This is a genomic window from Picosynechococcus sp. PCC 11901 (genome assembly GCF_005577135.1).
In the GTDB taxonomy this organism is placed as follows: domain Bacteria; phylum Cyanobacteriota; class Cyanobacteriia; order Cyanobacteriales; family MRBY01; genus MRBY01.
The window spans coordinates 2,712,375-2,733,162 of sequence record NZ_CP040360.1; the positions used below are offsets into that span (position 1 = coordinate 2,712,375).

At 50.0% G+C, this 20,788-nt stretch carries 16 protein-coding genes; 10 read left to right on the plus strand and 6 right to left on the minus strand.

Features of this window, described 5'->3' with window-relative positions; translation table 11 throughout:
- Positions 1-14 precede the first annotated feature (14 nt).
- From FEK30_RS14130 to FEK30_RS14140, 3 genes are all read left to right on the plus strand, one after another.
- On the plus strand, positions 15-2,216 hold the full coding sequence (locus tag FEK30_RS14130; RefSeq protein WP_045441614.1) for an APC family permease: 2,202 nt from the start codon (positions 15-17) through the stop codon (positions 2,214-2,216).
- Between the two features lie 131 nt (positions 2,217-2,347).
- The gene (locus FEK30_RS14135) at positions 2,348-3,469 is read left to right on the plus strand and encodes an AI-2E family transporter (RefSeq protein ID WP_138073531.1); all 1,122 of its coding nucleotides are present in this window, start codon (positions 2,348-2,350) and stop codon (positions 3,467-3,469) included.
- A 266-nt stretch (positions 3,470-3,735) separates the two neighbouring features.
- Positions 3,736-4,014: an HU family DNA-binding protein gene (locus FEK30_RS14140; RefSeq protein ID WP_012307575.1), complete on the plus strand. Its 279-nt coding sequence runs from the start codon at positions 3,736-3,738 to the stop codon at positions 4,012-4,014.
- A 108-nt stretch (positions 4,015-4,122) separates the two neighbouring features.
- Here FEK30_RS14140 and FEK30_RS14145 read toward each other — a convergent pair whose 3' ends face one another.
- The gene (locus FEK30_RS14145) at positions 4,123-5,238 is read right to left on the minus strand and encodes a DegT/DnrJ/EryC1/StrS family aminotransferase (protein WP_138073532.1); all 1,116 of its coding nucleotides are present in this window, start codon (positions 5,236-5,238) and stop codon (positions 4,123-4,125) included.
- Positions 5,239-5,323: 85 nt separating this feature from the next.
- Here FEK30_RS14145 and FEK30_RS14150 point away from each other — a divergent pair, with 85 nt between their 5' ends.
- The 6 genes from FEK30_RS14150 (at position 5,324) to FEK30_RS14175 (ending at position 11,152) form a co-directional block, all read left to right on the plus strand.
- Positions 5,324-6,094 (plus strand): ABC transporter permease, encoded by a 771-nt coding sequence (locus FEK30_RS14150; protein WP_030006459.1) that lies wholly within the window; start codon positions 5,324-5,326, stop codon positions 6,092-6,094.
- 76 nt (positions 6,095-6,170) lie between these two features.
- Entirely contained in the window at positions 6,171-7,136 is a 966-nt protein-coding gene (gene nadA / locus FEK30_RS14155; RefSeq protein WP_012307578.1) for a quinolinate synthase NadA, read from the plus strand.
- A 258-nt stretch (positions 7,137-7,394) separates the two neighbouring features.
- Entirely contained in the window at positions 7,395-7,949 is a 555-nt protein-coding gene (locus FEK30_RS14160) for a late competence development ComFB family protein (protein WP_030006461.1), read from the plus strand.
- Positions 7,950-8,048: 99 nt separating this feature from the next.
- Positions 8,049-8,705, plus strand: a complete 657-nt coding sequence (locus FEK30_RS14165) for a sigma-70 family RNA polymerase sigma factor (RefSeq protein ID WP_012307580.1) — start codon at positions 8,049-8,051, stop codon at positions 8,703-8,705.
- Positions 8,706-8,767: 62 nt separating this feature from the next.
- Positions 8,768-9,280: an anti-sigma factor family protein gene (locus tag FEK30_RS14170; RefSeq protein WP_138073533.1), complete on the plus strand. Its 513-nt coding sequence runs from the start codon at positions 8,768-8,770 to the stop codon at positions 9,278-9,280.
- A gap of 267 nt (positions 9,281-9,547) precedes the next feature.
- The gene (locus FEK30_RS14175; protein ID WP_012307583.1) at positions 9,548-11,152 is read left to right on the plus strand and encodes an NAD(P)H-quinone oxidoreductase subunit 4; all 1,605 of its coding nucleotides are present in this window, start codon (positions 9,548-9,550) and stop codon (positions 11,150-11,152) included.
- Positions 11,153-11,284: 132 nt separating this feature from the next.
- Here FEK30_RS14175 and FEK30_RS14180 read toward each other — a convergent pair whose 3' ends face one another.
- Entirely contained in the window at positions 11,285-11,806 is a 522-nt protein-coding gene (locus tag FEK30_RS14180; protein WP_030007848.1) for a sterol desaturase family protein, read from the minus strand.
- A 179-nt stretch (positions 11,807-11,985) separates the two neighbouring features.
- Between FEK30_RS14180 and FEK30_RS14185 the strand changes: the two genes are divergently transcribed.
- Positions 11,986-13,323: a lipopolysaccharide biosynthesis protein gene (locus FEK30_RS14185; RefSeq protein WP_138073534.1), complete on the plus strand. Its 1,338-nt coding sequence runs from the start codon at positions 11,986-11,988 to the stop codon at positions 13,321-13,323.
- Here the strand turns inward: FEK30_RS14185 and FEK30_RS14190 are convergent.
- From FEK30_RS14190 to FEK30_RS14205, 4 genes are read right to left on the minus strand one after another with little or no spacing between them, the layout of a single operon-like run.
- On the minus strand, positions 13,312-14,538 hold the full coding sequence (locus tag FEK30_RS14190; protein WP_138073535.1) for a glycosyltransferase: 1,227 nt from the start codon (positions 14,536-14,538) through the stop codon (positions 13,312-13,314). The two genes, FEK30_RS14185 and FEK30_RS14190, sit on opposite strands and share 12 nt — an antisense overlap.
- Before the next feature lie 9 nt (positions 14,539-14,547).
- Complete coding sequence (locus FEK30_RS14195) at positions 14,548-16,326, minus strand: fatty acyl-AMP ligase (protein WP_138073536.1); 1,779 nt, start codon at positions 16,324-16,326, stop codon at positions 14,548-14,550.
- Between the two features lie 45 nt (positions 16,327-16,371).
- Entirely contained in the window at positions 16,372-17,178 is an 807-nt protein-coding gene (locus FEK30_RS14200; RefSeq protein ID WP_138073537.1) for an SDR family oxidoreductase, read from the minus strand.
- Positions 17,179-20,463, minus strand: coding sequence for an aminotransferase class I/II-fold pyridoxal phosphate-dependent enzyme (locus FEK30_RS14205; RefSeq protein ID WP_255447896.1), 3,285 nt, complete (start codon positions 20,461-20,463; stop codon positions 17,179-17,181). It lies immediately after the preceding gene.
- Between the last annotated feature and the right edge of the window lie 325 nt (positions 20,464-20,788).

Here is a 20,788-nt window from a genome sequence, read left to right on the forward strand (position 1 = left end):
AGCTTAGAATTTTTATGGCGAGTGAGAAAAAATCTGGGTTAGGAATGTTTGGGGGGGTCTATACTCCTTCTATTTTGACCATCCTTGGGGTGATCATGTATCTCCGGTTTGGTTGGGTTGTGGGTAATGCAGGATTGTTAGGCTCCCTCGCCATTGTTACCCTCGCCAATGCCATTACCTTTTTAACGGCCCTTTCGATTTGTGCGATCGCCACGGATAAGGTGGTTCGTGTGGGGGGCGCTTACTACATGATTAGTCGCTCTTTGGGACTAGAAACTGGAGGGGCGGTGGGAATCCCGTTGTATTTCGCCCAGGCCTTTTCGGTGGCCCTCTATACCATTGGTTTTGCAGAGAGTGTTGTCCAAGTTTTCGGCGGCTTAAATCAGCTTTATGTGGCTTTGATTGTGACAATTTTGGTGGGAGTTTTAGCCCTTACGTCCGCCAGCATTGCCATTAAAGCCCAGTACTTCATTATGGCAGCGATCGCCCTTTCTCTTGTTTCCCTGGTGCTGGGTCGCCCCTTGCCCGAAGCTGGAGATATTCTCCTATGGGGTTCTAGCGCTGAGGTGACAGTCCCCTTTTGGACAGTTTTCGCAGTATTTTTTCCGGCAGTTACGGGGATTATGTCTGGCGTAAATATGTCCGGTGATCTCAAGGATCCGATTAAAGCAATTCCCATTGGTACTCTGGCTGCCGTGGGTACTGGTTATGTGATCTATATGCTCATTCCGTTGCTGTTGGCCCAACGGGGAGATACAGCCAGCCTCATTGAGGATCCCCTGGTGATGCAACGCTTGTCTGTTTGGGGGCCAGCGATTTTATTGGGGGTCTGGGGAGCAACGCTCAGTAGCGCAATTGGGAGTATCCTCGGTGCCCCTAGGGTTTTACAAGCCCTCGCCCGGGATGGCGTGTTGCCGCCATGGTTAGGTTTTCTGGGATCTGGTAGTGGGTCGGAGGATGAGCCGCGTATTGGCACCATTGTCACCTTGGGGGTGGCGATCGCCGCTGTTTGTATTGGTGATCTCAACATCATTGCGCCGGTGTTGACGATGTTTTTCTTGACCACCTATCTCGTCCTCAATATTTCCGCTGGTATTGAAACGCTCCTCCAAAGTCCTTCCTTCCGACCGACCTTTAGGGTGCACTGGGCGCTTTCTCTGTTGGGGGCTGTGGGCTGCCTTGGGGTGATGTTTTTAATTAATGCGATCGCCACGGTCGTTGCCGCTTTGATCGTGACGATCATTTACTTTTGGCTACAGCGGCGGGAACTCCAAGTTACCTGGGGAGATGTTCGGCGTGGTTTATGGATGGCCCTGATTAGTAAAGCGATTTATCAAGTGGCAGGGGCCGAAGATAGCAAAAACTGGCGGCCTCACCTCCTAGTGCTTTCTGGGGCACCCCGAAAACGTTGGTCTTTAATCGAGCTAGCAGATGGTTTTAGTCACAATCGGGCCTTGATGACGGTGGCCACAGTGCTCCCCGAAGGCTCCCGTGACCCTGGTCAACAGGTGAAAATGGAAACCACAATCCGCGATTATTTGGCAAAACGGGGCGTAAAAGCCTTGGTACGTCTCAGTACCGCCGATGATCCCTTTGTTGGCGCCTTAAATTTAATTGAAACCTATGGCCTAGGGGACTTAACCCCCAACACGGTTTTGCTGGGCAGTACAGAATCACCCGAACGATTTGCCGCCTACTGTCATCTTTTGCAGCAGGTTCACATTGCCCAACGCAATATTATTATCTTCCATGAAAATCCAGAGCGAGTTTTTGGTCGTAAAAAACGGATTGATATCTGGTGGGGTGGGGTTCAGAGCAATGGCGGCTTAATGCTGATGCTGGCTTATTTGCTCCGTACCGATATCCGGTGGCGCAGTGCCCAGATTTACCTCAAGCTGGTGGTACAGGATGCCACAGCCGCCCAGGCCGCCCGTTTAAACCTAGAGTCCCTGATTAGTAGTGCCCGTATCAAAGCAGAACCGATGGTTATTATCGCTGGCGATCGCTCCTTTGAAGATATCCTGTACCAATCCTCTGCGAGTGCAGATCTTGTTTTCCTTGGCATGGCCCGCCCCCACGAGCCTGCCGATTTCCAGGACTATTACAAAAGCCTTTCCCAACGGGCCCAGAACTTACCAAGCACCGTGTTTGTTCTCGCCGCTCCAGATTTTGCCTTTGCAGAAGTGGTGGGCGCTCCCCGAAAAGTGGGCACTTAAATCTCTAAAAATAATTTCTTGGCTAGTTGCGTATTAACGACGTATTCTCAAAAGAAAAATAGCTTTTGTGTGACATTCAAGCAACTTTGCCCCGACAATGGGAACAATTCTGACCAATAGCAAAATTCAGTATGTCTGAGCGGAAAATTACAGTATCTTTTTCAACGCTGCTGTTGATTGTCGGGGCAGTGCTATTGCTATTTTTACTCTGGCAATTACGTAGTCTGCTGGTTGTGCTCATGATTGCCGTCGTCATTGCAGCGACCCTTGCACCAGTGATTACCATCGCTGAATCTTTCCGGGTGCCCCGCTGGCTGGCAGTGATCGGTGTGTACCTCGGCTTGATCTCAATTCTCACGGGGGTAGTTTTACTCATTGGCCCCACGGTAGTTGATCAAATTCAAAAGTTGATCCGGAAGCTACCCCTGTATTTAGAAATTGTTGGGGTTTTGGTTCAATCCTGGGCCGTGCGCTTGGGCATGACAGAGCCACAAGTTTTAGAACAGTTGAACCGTCTTTTTGATTTGCAAGCGTTGACAGCCTGGGCCTTCCGTTCTTCCCAAGAGCTGCTGATTCGTTCCTACGGCATTACGCGGGGGGTCATTGGGGGCATTTTAAGCTTGATTCTGGCGTTTATGCTCTCTGGTTATATGCTGTCTGGTTCTGACAAATTAATTAAAGGCTTTGTCAGTCTTTTTCCGGCTCCCTGGGATGAACAACTTCTGGAACAGGTGCAGCCCATGAGCGAGCGGATGGGAAGTTATATTCAAGGTCGGATCGTGGTTTCGGGGATTCTCGGCATTGTCATCACCATTGGCCTAAGGCTGCTGGGGATTTCAGAATTAGCCCTCGGTTTGGGGGTGATCGCGGCGGTGACAAATTTAATTCCGTTTTTTGGGCCTGTGCTAGGTGCTGTGCCGGCTCTGATTGTGGCGATCGCCCAGGGAGGATGGACATTTTTCTCCGTCCTACTGCTTTTTACCTTGATCCAAAACCTCGAAACCTATGTATTAGATCCGTTATTAGTCGGTTCTTCGGTCAAAGTGAACCCGCTTTATCAGTTGCTGGCGGTTTTAGGAGGGGCCCAGGTGCTGGGAATTTTAGGCGCGGTGATTGTGCCACCCTGGGTTGCGGGAGCCGCTGTACTGCTCGATAATCTTTACCTCAAAACAAAACCATTACCCGTGTCCCTCACCTCAACGGCGACTCCGTCCCTGTCCGACAGCCATAAATCTGAGAAAAATCAAGTCTAGATAGCAATTATTTTGGCGTTCTCTGACAAATTTGCTCTCCCTTGTTCTGTTTTTAAAGTTTTGAAACGGAAAAATTGTTGAAATCTATGTAAATTAATGCTTTCAGCGATCCATATTGAGCAAAGAACGCTTAGAATAATGCAGGAAAACCTTGCAACAAGATAAGTTTGACCCGCAACAGTGCAAAATATCTCTTCTGGGATTCTTGTTTTGCCTGGTTTTTTTACCTATACTTCTCACAATATCTAAAATTCAGGAGATTTTTAATGAATAAAGGCGAATTAGTCGATTTAGTCGCTGAGAAAGCTGGTATCAGCAAAAAGCAGGCAGATTCTGTGATTAGTGCCACCGTAGAGGCAATCATGGAAACCGTTGCCAATGGTGACAAAGTAACCCTCGTCGGTTTTGGCTCCTTTGAACCCCGCCACCGCAAAGCGAGAGAAGGTCGCAACCCTAAGACCAACGAAAAAATGCAAATTCCAGCAACCACAGTGCCCGCATTTTCTGCTGGTAAACAGTTTAAGGAAATGGTTGCCCCTAAATAGAAGTTGGCTTTGGTCGGACAAACTAAAAATGTGTACGGAGGCTTAGATGGTCACAACGTTGACTCTCTGGGCTTTTTTATTTTTTGACTGATCGATATTACTGCGTTGTTAAGCCGCCAATAAACGCTTGAGGGTTATGGCCACTTGTTCTTGTTCTGGGATGCTGAGGTCGGGGAACATAGGCAAAGACAGCACCTGGTGAGAACATTGCTCAGCAATGGGAAATGCTCCGGATTGATAGCCAAAGGTTGCAAACACGGGCTGGAGATGTAGGGGTTTGGGATAGTACACCATCGCAATGATGCCCTCGGCTTGTAGCTGGCTACGGAGGGTATCGCGATCGCCGGCTTGAACAAGGATCGTGTATTGGTTCCAGACATGGGCCCCACCAGGGGTCGCTTGGGGGAGTTGAATGCCTTCGATCCCAGCCAGCAATTCATGGTAACGGTGGGCGATCGCCTGACGTTGTTGATTCCAAAGGTCGAGGTGACGCAATTTAACGGCGAGAATCGTGGCTTGCACTGCATCTAATCGACTATTTACCCCCAGCACTTCATGTTGATAGCGGACTTTGGAACCATGTTCCCGGAGCATTTTGATCTGCCCATGGAGATCAGGATTGTTGGTCGTCACAGCACCACCATCGCCACAACCGCCTAAATTTTTCGTCGGAAAAAAGCTAAAACAGCCAGCATCTCCCCAGGCTCCCACCTGGCGATCGCCCCATTTTGCTCCCGTGGCCTGGGCACAATCTTCAACGATAAACAGGCTATGTTTTTGGGCAATTTCCCCAAGACGGGTCATGTCCACAGGTTGTCCAAAGAGATGGACGGGGATCACGGCCTTGGTACGGGGAGTAATGGCCGCTTCTAATTGATCGAGGTCGAGGTTGAAGGTTGCGGCGGTAATATCAACAAAGACAGGGGTTGCGCCACACATGGCAATGGCTTCTGCGGTGGCGATAAAAGTAAAAGTAGAGGTGATCACCTCATCGCCAACGCCAATCCCAAGGGCTTTTAGGGCAAGATAAAGGGCATCGGTGCCGGAGTTGCAGCCGATGGCAGAGTTAACTTGGTGATAAGCGGCAAAATGTTTTTCGAATTCGCTTACTGCTGTCCCCCCGATATAGCGACCGGAACTGAGCACTTCCAAGACGGCGGCATTGGTTTCATCGGCAATGGTTGCATACTGGCGCCCTAGATCAACGGGAGGAATTTGGCTCATGGGTGACGGTGATTTTTTGGGTAGGAATTCGCATAAAAGCGTAAATATAAATGTTATAGGTTATGGGAGTGAAAAAAAAAAGCGCATGGGTGAATTTATTGCCTTAGATCCGGGAGATTTGGGCTGGGCGTTGGGACTAATTGCCTTGGCGATCGCCCTGGCCCGGTGGCAAAAGTTGGGGCTAGAGGGGCAGCTTTTACTCGCAACGGGACGGACAATTTTGCAATTGTTGGTGGTGGGCTATGCCCTGGAAATGGTCTTTGCTCTAGCGCACCCATTGGCGGTGTTAGGGATTGTTTTGGTGATGTTGACTATTGCGGCGATCGCCGCGAAAAATCGGATTAATGATCGGGTTAAATTGCCGTTGATCTGGGGATCAATTTTTATCAGTTTCAGTGTGCCGTTGGCGTATACCCTACTGGTGATTGTGCAGCCAGAAACTTGGTATGACCCCCAGTATTTGATTCCGTTGGCAGGGATGGTCTTGGGGAATGCGATGAATAGTGCTTCCCTGGCGGGAGAACGGCTCAGCAGTCGGATTAAAACCAGTCGTTTGGAAATCGAAACCCAGCTTTGTCTCGGTGCAACCCCCAAACAGGCGATCGCCAGCTACCGTACCGAAGCGATCCGCGCCAGCCTAATCCCGACGATCAATTCTATGATGGTAGTAGGTTTAGTGAGTTTACCGGGGATGTTTACGGGGCAAGTCTTATCAGGTATTGATCCGCTTAATGCTGCCTCCTATCAAATTTTGATTCTCTTTTTGATTGTGACCATTAACCTCATCTGTACTTCCCTGGTGACTGAGGGCCTTTATCGGCAATTTTTTAACCCCACTGCCCAGCTCACCCTCTAAGTTTTGCTCCTTGCCAATCCTTGCTAGACTGAATTTCCATATTTGCCGCGATCCTATCTCTCACGGAAAAACGACCATGTTTGCTGCTGCCGCTGCCCGCCCGACAACACCCGCCATTCCCCAAGACCTCTTTGGGGCGATCGCCGACCTCAAACAAGACCTCAACGCCATCATTCTCGCCCACTACTACCAAGAAAACGATATCCAAGACATTGCCGACTACATTGGTGATTCCCTGGGATTAGCCCGTCAAGCCGCCCAAACCGATGCCGAAGTGATTGTCTTCGCTGGGGTACATTTCATGGCAGAAACCGCAAAAATCCTCAACCCCAATAAACTTGTGCTTCTGCCCGATCTCGATGCCGGTTGTTCCCTCGCCGACAGTTGCCCCCCCGCCGAATTTGCCCAATTTAAAGCCAAGCACCCAGACCACATCGTCATCTCTTATATCAACTGCACCGCCGAGATCAAGGCGATGAGCGATATTATCTGCACCAGCTCCAACGCCGTCAAAATCGTCAACCAAATTCCCGCCGACCAACCGATCATCTTTGCCCCCGATAAAAACCTAGGCCGTTACGTGAGTGAACAAACCGGACGGGATCTCCTCCTCTGGCAGGGCAGTTGCATTGTCCACGAAACCTTTTCCGAAAAACGTATCATCGAACTCAAACTCGAACATCCCGACGCGGAGGTGCTCGCTCACCCTGAATGCGAAACCCCTGTGTTAAACCATGCTGACTTTATCGGCTCCACGACCGCCCTACTAAAGCGATCCCAAGAGAGTGCCAGTCAGACTTTTATTGTCGCCACCGAACCAGGCATCATCCATCAAATGGAAAAGGCCAGCCCCGGTAAAACTTTTATTCCGGCCCCTTCTACCAGTAACTGTGCCTGCAATGAATGCCCCCACATGCGCCTCAACACCCTAGAAAAACTCTATTTGGCCATGAAACATAAAGCGCCGGAAATCACTCTTAGCCCCGACATTGCGACGGCGGCCTTGAAACCGATTCAGAAAATGCTAGAGATGAGTGTCTAGAACAAAGGCGTTAGTCGCGGCAAAATAGACGGTAGCAAATTGACAAAAATCCTTTAGAGTAAATTACATTCCCTATCTGGGAAGTAAAACATTTGTAAATCTGTGTAAGTCAAGCAAAAAGATTGCCCATTCCCTTGCTATAAATTGGAATGATAGTAATGGGATGTACTTTCTTAGAGAATCGTGGTTTTTCCCCGATTTTTACGCAAAGATAGTGAAGTGATTGGCCCCCTTGTCCCGGAATTTTCCAAGAAACCTATGAGTATTGATCAAATTGTTGAACAAGCCCTAAAAGACGGCTATCTCACCCCGAGCATGGAAGCGGAAGTTGGACGCATTTGCGATATGTCCTCTGAGCTTTCCATTGAGGAATATATGGCACTAGATCGCCTGATGGGGGCTTTACTCACGGGGGAAGTGATTGCTGTCCCCCGGAAACAATTCATCAATGTCATGGAGGAGCTAGTCATTAGCCGCTCCATTGCCCGGGTCGCTGAGATCGAGGCGAGTAGCACCCAAAGTTTAGATGTGGGGGATATTGCGGCCTATGCCCTAAACCGTTTGCCACCGCTCTACGCAACGACGGAAGAGGGAGCGAATTATCAGCGTCAAAAGGCCCGTGAGGAATTGCAGGGTTTAATTAATGAACAGGTGGATGCTGCCCTATCTCGTTATCTAGACCGACCGGACTTTTTCCCTGAGCGCCAGGCGATCGCCTCTCCGAACCAAGACAAGAGCATGTTAGCCCAGGTCAGTAAGCTCCTGGAAGGCTATGCACCGGGCTTTGAACAGGAAGAGAATGTGTTTTCCTAGGACTGGGGGCTGACACTTAGAGCTAGGGCTGGAACTTTTTTCTGGGCCGTAGGGTCTTTACAAGAAGAAGTCCCGTTATGAGTTCTTTGTGAAGAGAGCATGAACCGATCCCTTTCTATCCCCATTCCTTCCCAGCAGGGAGTCGTTCCCAAAAGTGGTGTGTCTCCGGAAAAACTCTCTAACTATGATTTAATTCTCCGTTGCCAGGCGGGTAGTAAGCCTGAGCGGGCTGCTTTCGTGGAATTATTAAAACGTTACCAGTCCCATGTGGATCGACTCCTCTACCACCTCGCTCCGGATTGGCAGGATCGGTCTGATTTATCCCAGGAAGTTTGGATTCGAGTTTATCGCAATCTTCAGCGTTTGAATGATCCCCAAAAATTTAAGGGTTGGCTGAGTCGAATTATTACAAACCTCTTCTATGACGAGCTACGCAAACGTAAACGGGTTCGTCGTCCCCTCTCGTTGGACAATCCGTTTCAGACCCAGGATGGAGAAGTGGCTTGGGATGTGGCTTCTGATGATCCCAGCCCCGATGATGATCTGGCAACCCAGGAATTTTACGAACATTTACGGGAGGCGATCGCCGAACTACCAGAAGTCTTTCGCACAACAATCGTGCTGCGGGAAATTGAAGGGCTCGCCTACGAAGAAATTGCGGAAATCACCGGGGTTTCTCTCGGCACCGTCAAGTCAAGGATCGCCCGGGCTCGGGCCAAGTTACAGGAAATGCTCCAGCCCTATTTGGCAGACTAGATAATGAAAGCTTTTCTCAGCGGCAAACCGATGGCGATCGCCGAAGAGGGGGTGACCTAGAAATGAAAAAAAACCACACTTCTCACCAACACCACACCGATTCTGAAACTCCTATGGGCCACAATTTTGAGCAGTTCCAGCGCCTGAGCGCCTATTTTGATGGGGAGGCCACCCCAGCAGAACGCAAGGAAATTCAGCACCTCCTGGATACTGACCCCCAGGTCAAACAGCAATATCAACAGCTACGGCAGCTCAAACAAGCGCTACAGTTGCTGCCCATTCCCACCAGCATTTCGGCCCAATATCTCGGTCAACGGGTATTGGCGCGGTTGCGTCGTTCCCAGTTACGCACCCTTTCCCTCTGGGGCAGTGGGGCGATCGCCGCTCTCTTTGTGGCTGGGATTATGGGTCAGATGCCGCGCCTTAACTTTGATCGCTTTGCTAAAAATGACCCCGATCAGCAACCCACCGCTGCCCTAGTCGAAACCTCTCCCCAGGGAGAAGAAGCCCTTGTGGTCGCTCTAAATCGCCCAGTTCTCCAAATTCCCAAACTGGCCACCACAGAGTCGCCCTAATGTTTCGGCTGATGTTAAGTTTTGCCCACATCGTCCATGGTGAGCTGCCTCGCCGTGGATTTTTGTTTGGGGGGAATTTCGATGTAAAAAAAGCATTATTTTTTTTCTTTTTTCCATCACAAAACCAGGATTCTGTCTTCTGATAGACAGACAACACAAAAAATAAACATGACCATAAAAAGTTTTTACTTTAACCCCTTGGCAGGTTGTAACAAAAATTCATATAATCGGAGGCGAACGCAATAATAAGTATTTTTTCCTAGTCCTATGGATAGCTTGCAAATCCCGTGGCTCACTACGGCGATCGCCTTTCCGCTTTTGGCCGCCCTTGTCATTCCCCTCATCCCCGACAAAGAAGGTAAAACCATCCGCTGGTATACCCTAGGCGTTGCCCTCACCGATTTCGCCCTTTTAGTCACTGCTTTTTGGCAAAACTACGATCTCGGTCGCACAGAATTTCAACTCACTGAAAATTTTGCATGGATTCCCCAATTGGGGTTGAACTGGTCCCTAGGCGTTGACGGTTTGTCAATGCCTTTAATTATTTTGGCGACCCTGATCACCACCTTGGCGACCCTCGCGGCCTGGAACGTCACCAAGAAGCCGAAACTCTTTGCGGGCCTCATCCTCGTGATGCTGAGTGCGCAAATCGGTGTTTTTGCCGTCCAGGATTTGCTGCTGTTCTTTATTATGTGGGAATTAGAGCTAGTTCCTGTGTATTTGCTCATTTCCATTTGGGGCGGAAAAAAACGCCTCTATGCGGCCACTAAATTTATTCTCTATACGGCCCTAGGTTCTGTTTTCATCCTCGCGTCTACCTTAGCCCTTGCTTTCTATGGCGGTGACGTGACCTTTGATATGCAAGCCTTGGGATTAAAGGATTATCCGCTAGCGTTAGAATTACTGGCCTATGCTGGATTTCTCATTGGCTTTGGCGTTAAATTGCCTATCTTCCCCCTCCACACTTGGCTACCGGATGCCCATAGTGAAGCCTCTGCGCCGGTCTCCATGATCCTTGCTGGTGTGCTTTTAAAAATGGGTGGCTATGGTTTGATTCGGTTAAACATGGAAATGTTGCCGGATGCCCATATTCGTTTTGCTCCCCTGCTGATTGTTCTGGGGATTGTCAACATTGTCTATGGGGCGCTGACCGCCTTTGGACAGACCAACTTAAAGCGACGTTTGGCTTCGTCTTCTATTTCCCACATGGGTTTTGTTCTCGTTGGGATTGCTTCATTCACCGATTTGGGAATGAATGGTGCCGTGTTACAGATGTTGTCCCATGGTTTCATTGCGGCGGCCCTGTTCTTCCTGTCTGGGGTCACCTATGAACGCACCCATACTTTAATGATGGATGAAATGAGCGGTATTGCGCGGTTGATGCCCAAAACCTTTGCGATGTTTACGGCGGCGGCGATGGCGTCTTTGGCACTACCAGGGATGAGTGGTTTCGTCAGTGAACTGACCGTCTTCCTCGGTTTAAGCAATAGTGATGCCTATAGCTATGGCTTTAAGGCGATCGCCATTTTCTTAACGGCGGTTGGGGTGATTTTAACGCCTATTTACCTGCTTTCAATGCTGCGAGAAGTATTCTACGGCAAAGGCTCCCAGGCTCCGCTCAGCCTTGCGGCGGGGGAAGATGCCAAACCGAGAGAAATTTTTGTGGCAGTTTGTTTGCTGGCCCCGATTATTGCCATCGGCCTTTATCCAAAACTGGCAACGACTACCTATGATCTCAAAACCGTTGAGGTCGCCTCGAAGGTACGGGCCGCTTTACCGTTGTATGCAGAGCAACTCCCCCAAAATGGCGATCGCCAAGCGCAAATGGGTTTAAGCTCGCAAATGCCGGCCCTGATTGCTCCTCGTTTTTAGCAACATTGGATGCTTTCCATTGATAAGCTCCTTGGGTTAGCACCATAAATTTAGGAAAATAATCTGAAACGGATGGGCTCTAAGTAGCCCATTTTTTTTGTCCGAAGAAATGCTGCTCAGACTACATATTCTCTAGAGCCATTTAATCTGCCAAAATTTCTGGTCTGCCGTGCGCTGTTCCTTTTCTGTGAGCCAAGCGGGCATCGGACGATAGGTGCCAAAAAGCCGATCCCACCAATCAACACCGATCCCAAAATTATGGTGCCACTGATTGTATTTATGGTGAACGTAATGGACGGGCATCGGTAGCCAAAAACATTTAACCGGGTTGTCATGTTGCAATTGGTGGGCGAAGGCAGCAAAGGCCGCGTAGAAAAAACAGCCCAGAAACCAACTGATTCCTAGGGTCAGAGAATGGAGAAAAAAAGGCAACATCACAACATTAATCCCGAAAACATAGTTGCGAAACTCCCAAAGAAAACCCTGGCCAGTACCGCCAACATGATGTTGGGCATGGCCTTGGCCCAGTTTAGGAAAAATGCGCTTCAGGGGATGCTTGGGGGAAGCATGGAAAATTCGATGAATCCAATATTCCAGAAAACTACCGAAGATAAAGGCCAGGCTGAAGATGAGTAAAGGCAACAAAATTTCCATAGGTCACACTTGCAGTTCACGCAAAACTTCAATAGAGTAAACAGGCTATGTTGGCTACAACCCTTGCGGTTCGCCATGATTGGGCCAGGGAACATTTGTGAACTTTTGTATTATAGTTGTCCCGGCAAACCTTTGGGTCTCAACAGTGAAGGCCGTAATTTTTTTTCCGTCACGAATCAATGGCTAAATTTTTTTGGGCAGACCGCATTCTCCGCAAAATCTTAAAAAATTTCAGTTGGTTGCTCTGTGGCCAAATCCTGACGGCGATCATCAACTTCTGTTATCTCAGTCTCACGGCCCATGCCCTTGGGGTTGAGACTTTTGGGAGGTTAATTTTACTCCGGGCCTACATTGAGCTTTTGATTGGCTTGACGACTTTTCAGTCATGGCAAGCGTTAATTCGTTATGGCGCTGATTATGTAAAGAACAAGGATTCTAAGGGTTTATGCGAGTTATTTAAATTAACCACTGGCCTGGATCTTCTGGGTTCTTTGGGGGGGTATCTAGTTGCTGTTGCGGCGGCGCCGTGGGTCGGGCCAATCGTGGGGTGGGAGCCGCAGACGATTCATGCTGTGCAGCAGGCCAGTATTTTGATGCTTTGTACCCTTGGCTCAACCCCTATTGGTTTACTGCGACTCGATGATCGTTTTGATCTACTCGCGGCCCAACAATTGGTGCCACCGCTTACGCGTCTTGTGGGCACTCTCATTGCCCTCTGGCTCGATGCTCCTTTGATGGGCTATCTTCTGGCTTGGTTGTGTGGGGAGGCACTTAATGGTCTTTCGCTGTTGGCTTTGGGTTTGTGGCAAGCCCATAAAAAGCAAATTTTGCGTCGTTGGGATTGGTCTTTGCCGGATTTTTTGTTTGGCGATCGCCGGATCCTAAAATTTTGCTTCGTTTCTAATCTGAACTCTTCTTTACCCCTGGCGATCACCCTGAGTCCGCTGATTGTCGGCGCGGTGGCAACCCCCAGCGCTGTGGCCTTGTTTCGGGCTGGCTACGAATTTTCGACCCCTTTCCGAGAACTCGCTTTAATTTTTACTCAGTCGGTTTATCCTGAATTAGCCCACTTGAGTGCCCAAGGACGCTGGCGCAAATTTCAAAAGCTCCTGTGGAAACTAGGGCGGGTGCTCCAGGGGATTGGTTTTATTTTGCTAATTGCCATTCTGTTGGGGGGTAAAGGGTTACTCTACTACGCGATGGGGGAAGAGTTTACGGCGGCCTATGGCACCTTAGTTTTGCTAATTACCGGCGGTATTTTGATGATGGGGAACTATCTGCTTGAACCAGCCCTGTTTGCGATGGAAATGCCCCATATCTCACTGCGAAATAATGCCACCGCCATTCTTCTTTTCTATCTGCCGTTACTGGTGGTTTTGGCTTACTATTACGGAGCTTTGGGGGCAGGCATGGCGACTCTCATTGCCAATGGTGTTGGGTTTTCACTGAATTTATTCTGTACGTGGCGGGAAGTGCAACGACGTTCGACACCAACGCCGGAATATTTAACCCGTTGATCGGATTTGGGTTTCTAAATAACGAACCCATTGTTCACTGGGATCAAGTTGCGTCTCTCGATTTTGGTTTTGCTTTTGGATATTGTTTTGCAGCCGTTGGCGATCGCCTTTAGAGTCGATCAACTGAGCTAGCTGCTGAATAAAATCTTTTCCATCTTCAGGTTGAAACAAACAACCATTGACCCCAGGCTCAATCAGATTCTGCGCCCAGTCACAGTCCGGGGCTAAAACGGGTGTCCCCACATAGAGAGATTCTTGCACTGTGCGGCCAAAGGTTTCTTTAAGGGAAGCAGTCACATGAAGATCCACGTTCGCTAAGAGGGCTGGCACCTGCTCGTGGGGCACCTCCCCCAGGATCACTGTCGGTAAGCTTTGGGCAAATTCACTCTCGGCGATCGCCTCTGCTAATTCTCCCCGGCCTGCTACCAGTAGTGTGAAATTTTCAGTAATGTTTGCTCGACCAAGTTCCGGTAAATGCTTCAGAATAAAAGCCCAATTTTTATCGGGAGACAGTCGCCCCAAAAAAAAAATTTTGACCTGCTGATCTAGGTCTGGTGAGCCATAATGCTGCTGAAAAAAATTGGTCTGTTTTAGGGCTTGGGGGTTCGCAATTTTCGGCGGGCCAATCACGGGCATATAAACCACATTTTCTAGTTGCCATGCCTTGAGACGCTGTTCGATGAAACGACTTCCCACCAAGGTTACAGAACATTTGCCATAGAGCCGACGGGTTAAGGCTAGAGCCGCTCGCTTTGTCAGAGGCACCAACCAAGCCGGGGCATAGTCCTGGAGATAATCGACAAAATTCGTCCGGTAACAGCCGATATAGGGAATATTTCGCGCTTGGGCATAATCCCACCCCGGTAAGGCGAAAAGCGTCGTCCAAAGCCGTTCTGGTTCTTCGACTTGAATCAAATCTGGCTGGAATTGTGCTAATTCTGTTTCGATGCGTCTTAAACTACTCCGCTTGGGATTGCGTTCCTGGGGAATCCCCAACCAGGCCACACTGGGCAACGGCACAATTGCGACATTTGCAAACAAATCGCCCACATAATCAGCCCAACGGGGATAAATAGCGGCGACTTCCTGGTAACTGGAAACCAAACAGAGCACCCGATGTCCCTGGGCGGATAGGACTTTTAAACGTTCAAATAGCGTGATGCTCACTCCATCGTGGGAAGGCAAAAAGGTGCTCGAAATAATCGCAACTTTCATCGTCACCCTTTAGAGGCTATTGGCCAGGGCCGTGACATCACTATCGGCGATCGCCAACTGCCATTCCCCCAAACCGTTGAGGGTACCTGCCAGATACTGCTGACGACAGGCTTGCCGCTGAATTTTACCGCTAGAAGTTTTGGGGATACTGCCCGTTCGCAAGAGGACAATACCGTAAACTTCCACCGTATGTTCCTCGTAAACAGCCTGGCGAACTGCCCCAACAATTTCCTCTAGATCAAAGTTACGGACATAGCTCCGTTCCAATTCTTGAACCACCACCAGTCGTTCTTCATCGGCGGCCTCAACGGAAAAAGCCGCACCCGCACAGGGACGCAGAGCCGGGTGACATTGCTCCACAGTGAGTTCAATGTCCTGGGGATAACGGTAACGGCCCCAAAGAATCATTACGTCCTTCGTACGTCCGGTAATAAAGAGTTCGCCATCTTTTAAAAAGCCGAGATCCCCCGTGCGGAGATAGGGACCTTGGTTATCCACATAGGCTTGGAAAGTTTCTTTTGTGATTTCTGGCCGTTCCCAGTAGCCTTTACCAATGCCTTTGCCTGCGGCCCAAATTTCGCCCACTTGGCCTTCGGGAAGTTTGGTTTTTGTTTCCGGGTCAACGATAATTACTTCGTCGTCAAGCCATGTCCAGCCACAACTGACAATGCCCCGACTGCCATCGGTACTGATGATCGCTTGGTTTTGTTCGAGGGCTTCGGGGGCCATATATTGCACCACTGGCGCTTTTTCCTTGGAGCCGCCACTGATGAACAGAGTCGCTTCGGCCATGCCATAGCAAGGATAAAAGGCTTCGCGACGAAACCCACAGGGGGCAAAGGTCTGGGCAAACTTTTCGAGGGTACTGGCCCGGACAGTTTCAGCGCCACTATAGGCCACATCCCAAGAGTTGAGATCGAGGGTTTTGAGTTGTTCTGGGGTGACTTGGCGAGCAACCAGATCATAGGCAAAGTTCGGGCCACCACTGGTGGTGATGCGGTGCTGGGAGATGATCTCTAGCCACCGGACAGGCTTTTGTACTAGCTCGATGGGAGACATCAGAAAGGCCTCAAAGTTGCCGTAGAAGGGCTGGAGAACACCGCCGATCAAGCCCATATCGTGAAACATGGGGAGCCAACTGGCCATCCGGGTTTCGGGACTGTGGCTAAAGGATTTGTAGATCACGGCGGAGTTATGGAGCACATTACCATGGGTGACCATCACGCCTTTGGGTTTCCCTGTGGAGCCGGAGGTGTATTGCAAAAAGGCGAGGGTGTCGTCGGTAATGTTGGGGGCTTGCCAGTCTGCTGCGAGATCTGCGGGAATTTCATCCATCGCAATTACTTTGACTTGGCTAAATTTGCGCACAAGACCAGCGGCCTGGCGGGGGGCTTTAGTGAGTTTCTTTTGGAAATAGTCAATGAGGGCGCGGGTTGTGAGGATTCCCTTGGCCTGACAATCTTCTACCCGTTCCATGAGCTTTTCGAGGGCATCATCACTGCGACTGGGGTTAATGGTGACGGCGATCGCCCCGGCATAGAGACAAGCGTAAAAACTAGCAACAAATTCGAGGCCCGCCGAGTAGGGGAACACTAACAAAAGGCGATCGCCTGGTTCGATAAAGGTTTGCAAATGGGCGGCGATCGCCTTTACCTGGTGCTCTAGTTGGGCATAGGTCAGGGTTGTGAGGCTATCTTCGCCTGAAATAAAGTGATAGGCGGTGCGGTCGGGGGTGCTGTCAGCGCGGTGACGAAGCAGATCAACAATGGTTTTCGCAGAATGGGTCATGGTGGGCGATCCCATGGGGTCAGGGTAAAGGAAAAGGACAAAGATTTAGTGTTGGCGGGCGCGGGCCACCAGTCGATCAAAATACCATTGCAGGACGGGGGCCAGCAGGCTATGGAGGCGATAAAGTAGTTGCATTTCCAAGCCAGGGGTAATAACGAATTGTTGTCGCTGGATACCCCGGAGAATGGTGGCGGCAACCCGTTCTGCTGTCCACATTTGGGCGGTCTCTGTAATTAACTTGGTTTCCGGCGGTTTTGTCAAATTTTCGGCGGCCAGTTGGGGGGTATCGGTATCGGGCGGATAGGCGATCGCCACCTGAATCCCCTGGGGCTTTAATTCTCCCCGGAGAGATTCCGCCAGACCCCGCAGGGCAAATTTACTCGGACTGTAGGGGGTATAGCCAAACAAACCCACTAGACCCGCTCCAGAGGAAATCATCACAATTTGGCCCTGGTTTTGGGTCTGCATTGCTGGGAGAGTAGCGCGAATCGCATACAACGTGCCGAAATAATTTACCGTCATGGTTTGTTCAAAAATCTCCAGGGGCAGTTCCTGAAAATAACCGGGGTGAGCCATGCCCGCTGAGGTGATTAATAAATCCGGCGCTCCAAATTTTTCAATGGCTGTGGCGATCACCTGTTCAATATTGCTACGTTGGGCCACATCTGCCTTGAGGGTTAAACATTGCTGCTGGACATCGGTAAAAGCTTCTTGAATCCGAGTTTGCGCTACCTGGAGTTTAGTGGGACTGCGGGCAATGATTGAAAGATTGACATTCCCCTGTTGAGCTAACTGACAGGCGATCGCCAAACCAATCCCACTCGATCCCCCCGTAATAATTGCGTGTCGCATCTATTCAGCCTCGATTTCAGCCAGAAATTGCTGACCGACTTCCGCAAAAATTGCAAGGGCTTTGTCTAAATGTTCCTGGGTGTGGGTCGCCATCACACTGGTGCGGAGGGCGGCTTTATTACGAGGCACCGCCGGATACACCGCCGCATTCACATAAACTCCCGCCTCTAGTAGCGTCTTACAGAACTGCATACATTTAAAATCATCGCCAATGTGTACCGTAATAATCGGCGTTTGGGCGGTACCGACCGTAAACCCAAGGGACTGTAACCCCCGTTGCCAATATTGGGCATTTTCATGGAGCTTTTGTACCCGCCAGGGCTCGGCAATCAAAATATCCAAGGCCGTGGCAGCCGCAGCCAGGGAAGTAGGCGGAATAGAAGCAGAAAATAACATTGACCGCCCGTTAAAACGAATCCAATCAATCACCTTTGCTTCGGCGGCGACCCAACCGCCAATGGAAGCTAAACTCTTGGAAAAAGTCCCACAGAGAATATCACTGCTGCCGATCATCCCGAAATGCTCCTCCGTCCCCCGGCCCGTTTTTCCCAAAACACCCAGAGCATGGGCATCATCTACTGCGAGGGTAGCCCCATGGCGATCGCATAATTGCCGAATTTCTGGTAGGGGCGCAATATCCCCCGTCATTGAATACAGACCATCAATCGTGACCATTGTTGCGGACTCTGGCGTCACCTGGATCAGTTTTTGTTCTAAATCTTGCAGGTCATTGTGCTGGTATTGAACTACCCGGCAGCGACTCATAAACGCCCCATCGTAAATGCAAGCATGGGCCTCACTGTCGAGGATCATCGTTGTATTTTCGTTCATCAAGGCAGAAATAAAGCCTAAATTCGCCTGATATCCCGTGGTAAAGACTAGAGCATCCTCATGACCGACGAAGGCGGCAAGTTTTCGCTCAAATTCTCGGTGTTGGCGGGTCGAACCATTGAGCAATCGTGATCCCGTTAAACTCGGCCCTTCTTCTAGAGCGGCCTTGGCAGTGGCTTCTCGTACTCGGACATCGGCAGTCAGCCCCAGATAATTATTGGAGCCCAACATAATTAGTTGTCGCCCTTCAAAAATACAGGTGGCCCCTTCATTGCGTTCAAGGGCTCGGAAATAGGGCAGTAGATCATTGGCTCGCAATTGATCCGGCAGGTTAAACTCCCTGGCTTTATCGAGGACATTGCGGCTTGGTTTATAAGCGAGGCGCAACCGTTGATCGAGATCAATGCCCTCTGCTTCTAGCTGAGTCGCTTGGGGGAAATGTCCGTTTTGGTGATGTTGGGATTCTTGGGGGAGATTAGCTAGAGTCAGGATATCTTGGGCGAGTTGGGCAACGGTAAGATCCTCAAAAAATTTTTCAAGGGGCACTATTAAATCGAATTTTTGCTCGATGTAATGCTTGATTTCAACAACTTGCACGGAATCTAGGCCCAAAGCAGCGATGGGCTGATCGTCTTGGATGGTATCAAGGGGCAACGAGAGGGCTTGGGCCAATTGTTCGCGGAGGGGTTTAATTAAGTCAGTGGTCGGCTGGGAGGGTGGTTGTTTCTGGGGAGGATTAAAACTTTGGGCGGAAGCATGATCTACTTCACCCAGGACGCTGCGGCCCACAACCATCAACTCATCGGCCAGAAACGCCTGACGGCAACGGTGTCGTTGGATTTTACCGCTGGACGTTTTCGGGATACTACCGGTTTTAATCAGGATGATGCCATAGGTTTGTAGTTCATGGTTTGCCGCGATCGCCTGACGGATTTTTTGGGCGATCGCCTCGACATCCAGATTTCGGAGAAAAGTTCGTTTTACCTCTTGCACTAGCATTAGGCGTTCTGTACCGTCAATTTCTACCGTGAAGGCCGCCCCGCAATTTTCCCGGAGAGCTGGGTGGGACTGTTGGGCCGTAAGCTCGATGTCGTGGGGATAGTGATTTTTTCCTCGGACGATAATTAAATCCTTGAGGCGACCGGTAATGAACAGTTCTCCTGCGGCGATAAAACCGAGATCACCAGTGCGCAAGAAAGATTTTTGATGGTGATTGAGAGTTGCCGTAAAGGTTTCTTGGGTGGCAATGGGGGCATTCCAATAGCCCTGGGCGACACTGTCCCCCCGCACCCACACTTCCCCAGTCGTCCCTTCAGGACAAGGAGCGAAAGATTCCGGATCAACGATCGCCACCTGGGTGTCATGGTAGGGTTGGCCACAGCTAACAAATAAATTGTCTGACTCTTCGGACGAACTGGTGGTGATCGGGGCTTGTTGCTTATCACCCCCCGTAATGAATAGGGTCGCCTCCGCCATGCCATAGCAGGGATAAAAGGCCTCTGGCCGGAAACCACAGGGGGCAAATTTTTGATTGAATTTTTCAAGGGTCGCCGCTCGCACTGGTTCCGCACCGCTGTAAGCAAGATTCCAACTGCTTAAATCTAGATCGGCTAGATCACTGTCCGTCAGGCGATCAACACATAGATCATAGGCAAAATTTGGCCCACCGCTGGTCGTAGCCCGATACTTGGCGATCGCCTGGAGCCAGCGACGAGGATTAGTTAAAAACGCTACCGGAGGCATCAAAATACTGGGAAAGCCCACGTAAAGCGGCTGGAGTACATGGCCAATGAGACCCATATCATGGAAAAGGGGCAGCCAACCGACCCCGATACTCTTTTCGCTATGGCCAAAGGCGGTTTGAATCAGTCGCTGGTTGTGGAGGATATTCCGGTGGGAAACCATCACGCCCTTGGGTGTCCCTGTGGAGCCAGAAGTGTATTGCAGAAATGCCAGATCATCCCCCTGAATCTCCTGGGGCTTGAAGCCTTGGGGAGCTTGTTCTAAAGTATCCGTCGCCAAAAAGGTTAGATCCTGAAACGGCTTTGCTTGGGCAAATCTTTGTTGAATATCTCCTAACAAGGCCTCGGTGGTCAGGGCAAGTTCGGCCTGGGCATTATCGGCGATCGCCAACAGGCGCGATAACTTTTGGTTGCGCTTCGGCGGATAGACAGGCACCGCAATCACCCCGGCATAAAGACACCCCAAAAATGCTGTGATAAACGCCAATCCAGATGGATACAGCAATAAAGCCCGTTCCCCACGCCAGGGGGCCAGATGGGAGGCGATCGCCTTCGCCTGGGTTGCTAATTCTTGATAGGTAAGGTGACCAGATTCAGTTTCTCCATTTTCTAAAAAAACATAGGCTTGGGCATTGGGTTGGCTGCGTGCCCGCTCATTGAGGATATCGAGCAACGATGCTTGTGCCTGGATAGAATGCTGGAGAAACGTCATAAAGCAGTAAATCAAAAGCTAAGGGGACGCAACAGTTTGTGGAGCCTGACCTTAAGGAATAATAAAGGAGTTTTCTAATTTTGTTATGCAGAAATATAGCCTAATGTTGTCAATCCCGGTATTTTTGCCCCAGTATTTAGAGCATTGAGAATGAGAATTACCAGTCCCATTTTCACAACCTCAAGTCAATGGGCACAGCTCCTCCGGTTGAATCAGTATCGGCCAGACAGCGGCTCAATCACCGGGAAAGACCATAGGCGATCGCCCCCTAGGTGCCGTAAAATCATAGCGCTAATGGGCTAGAAAAACGAGACAGGGCATTTTC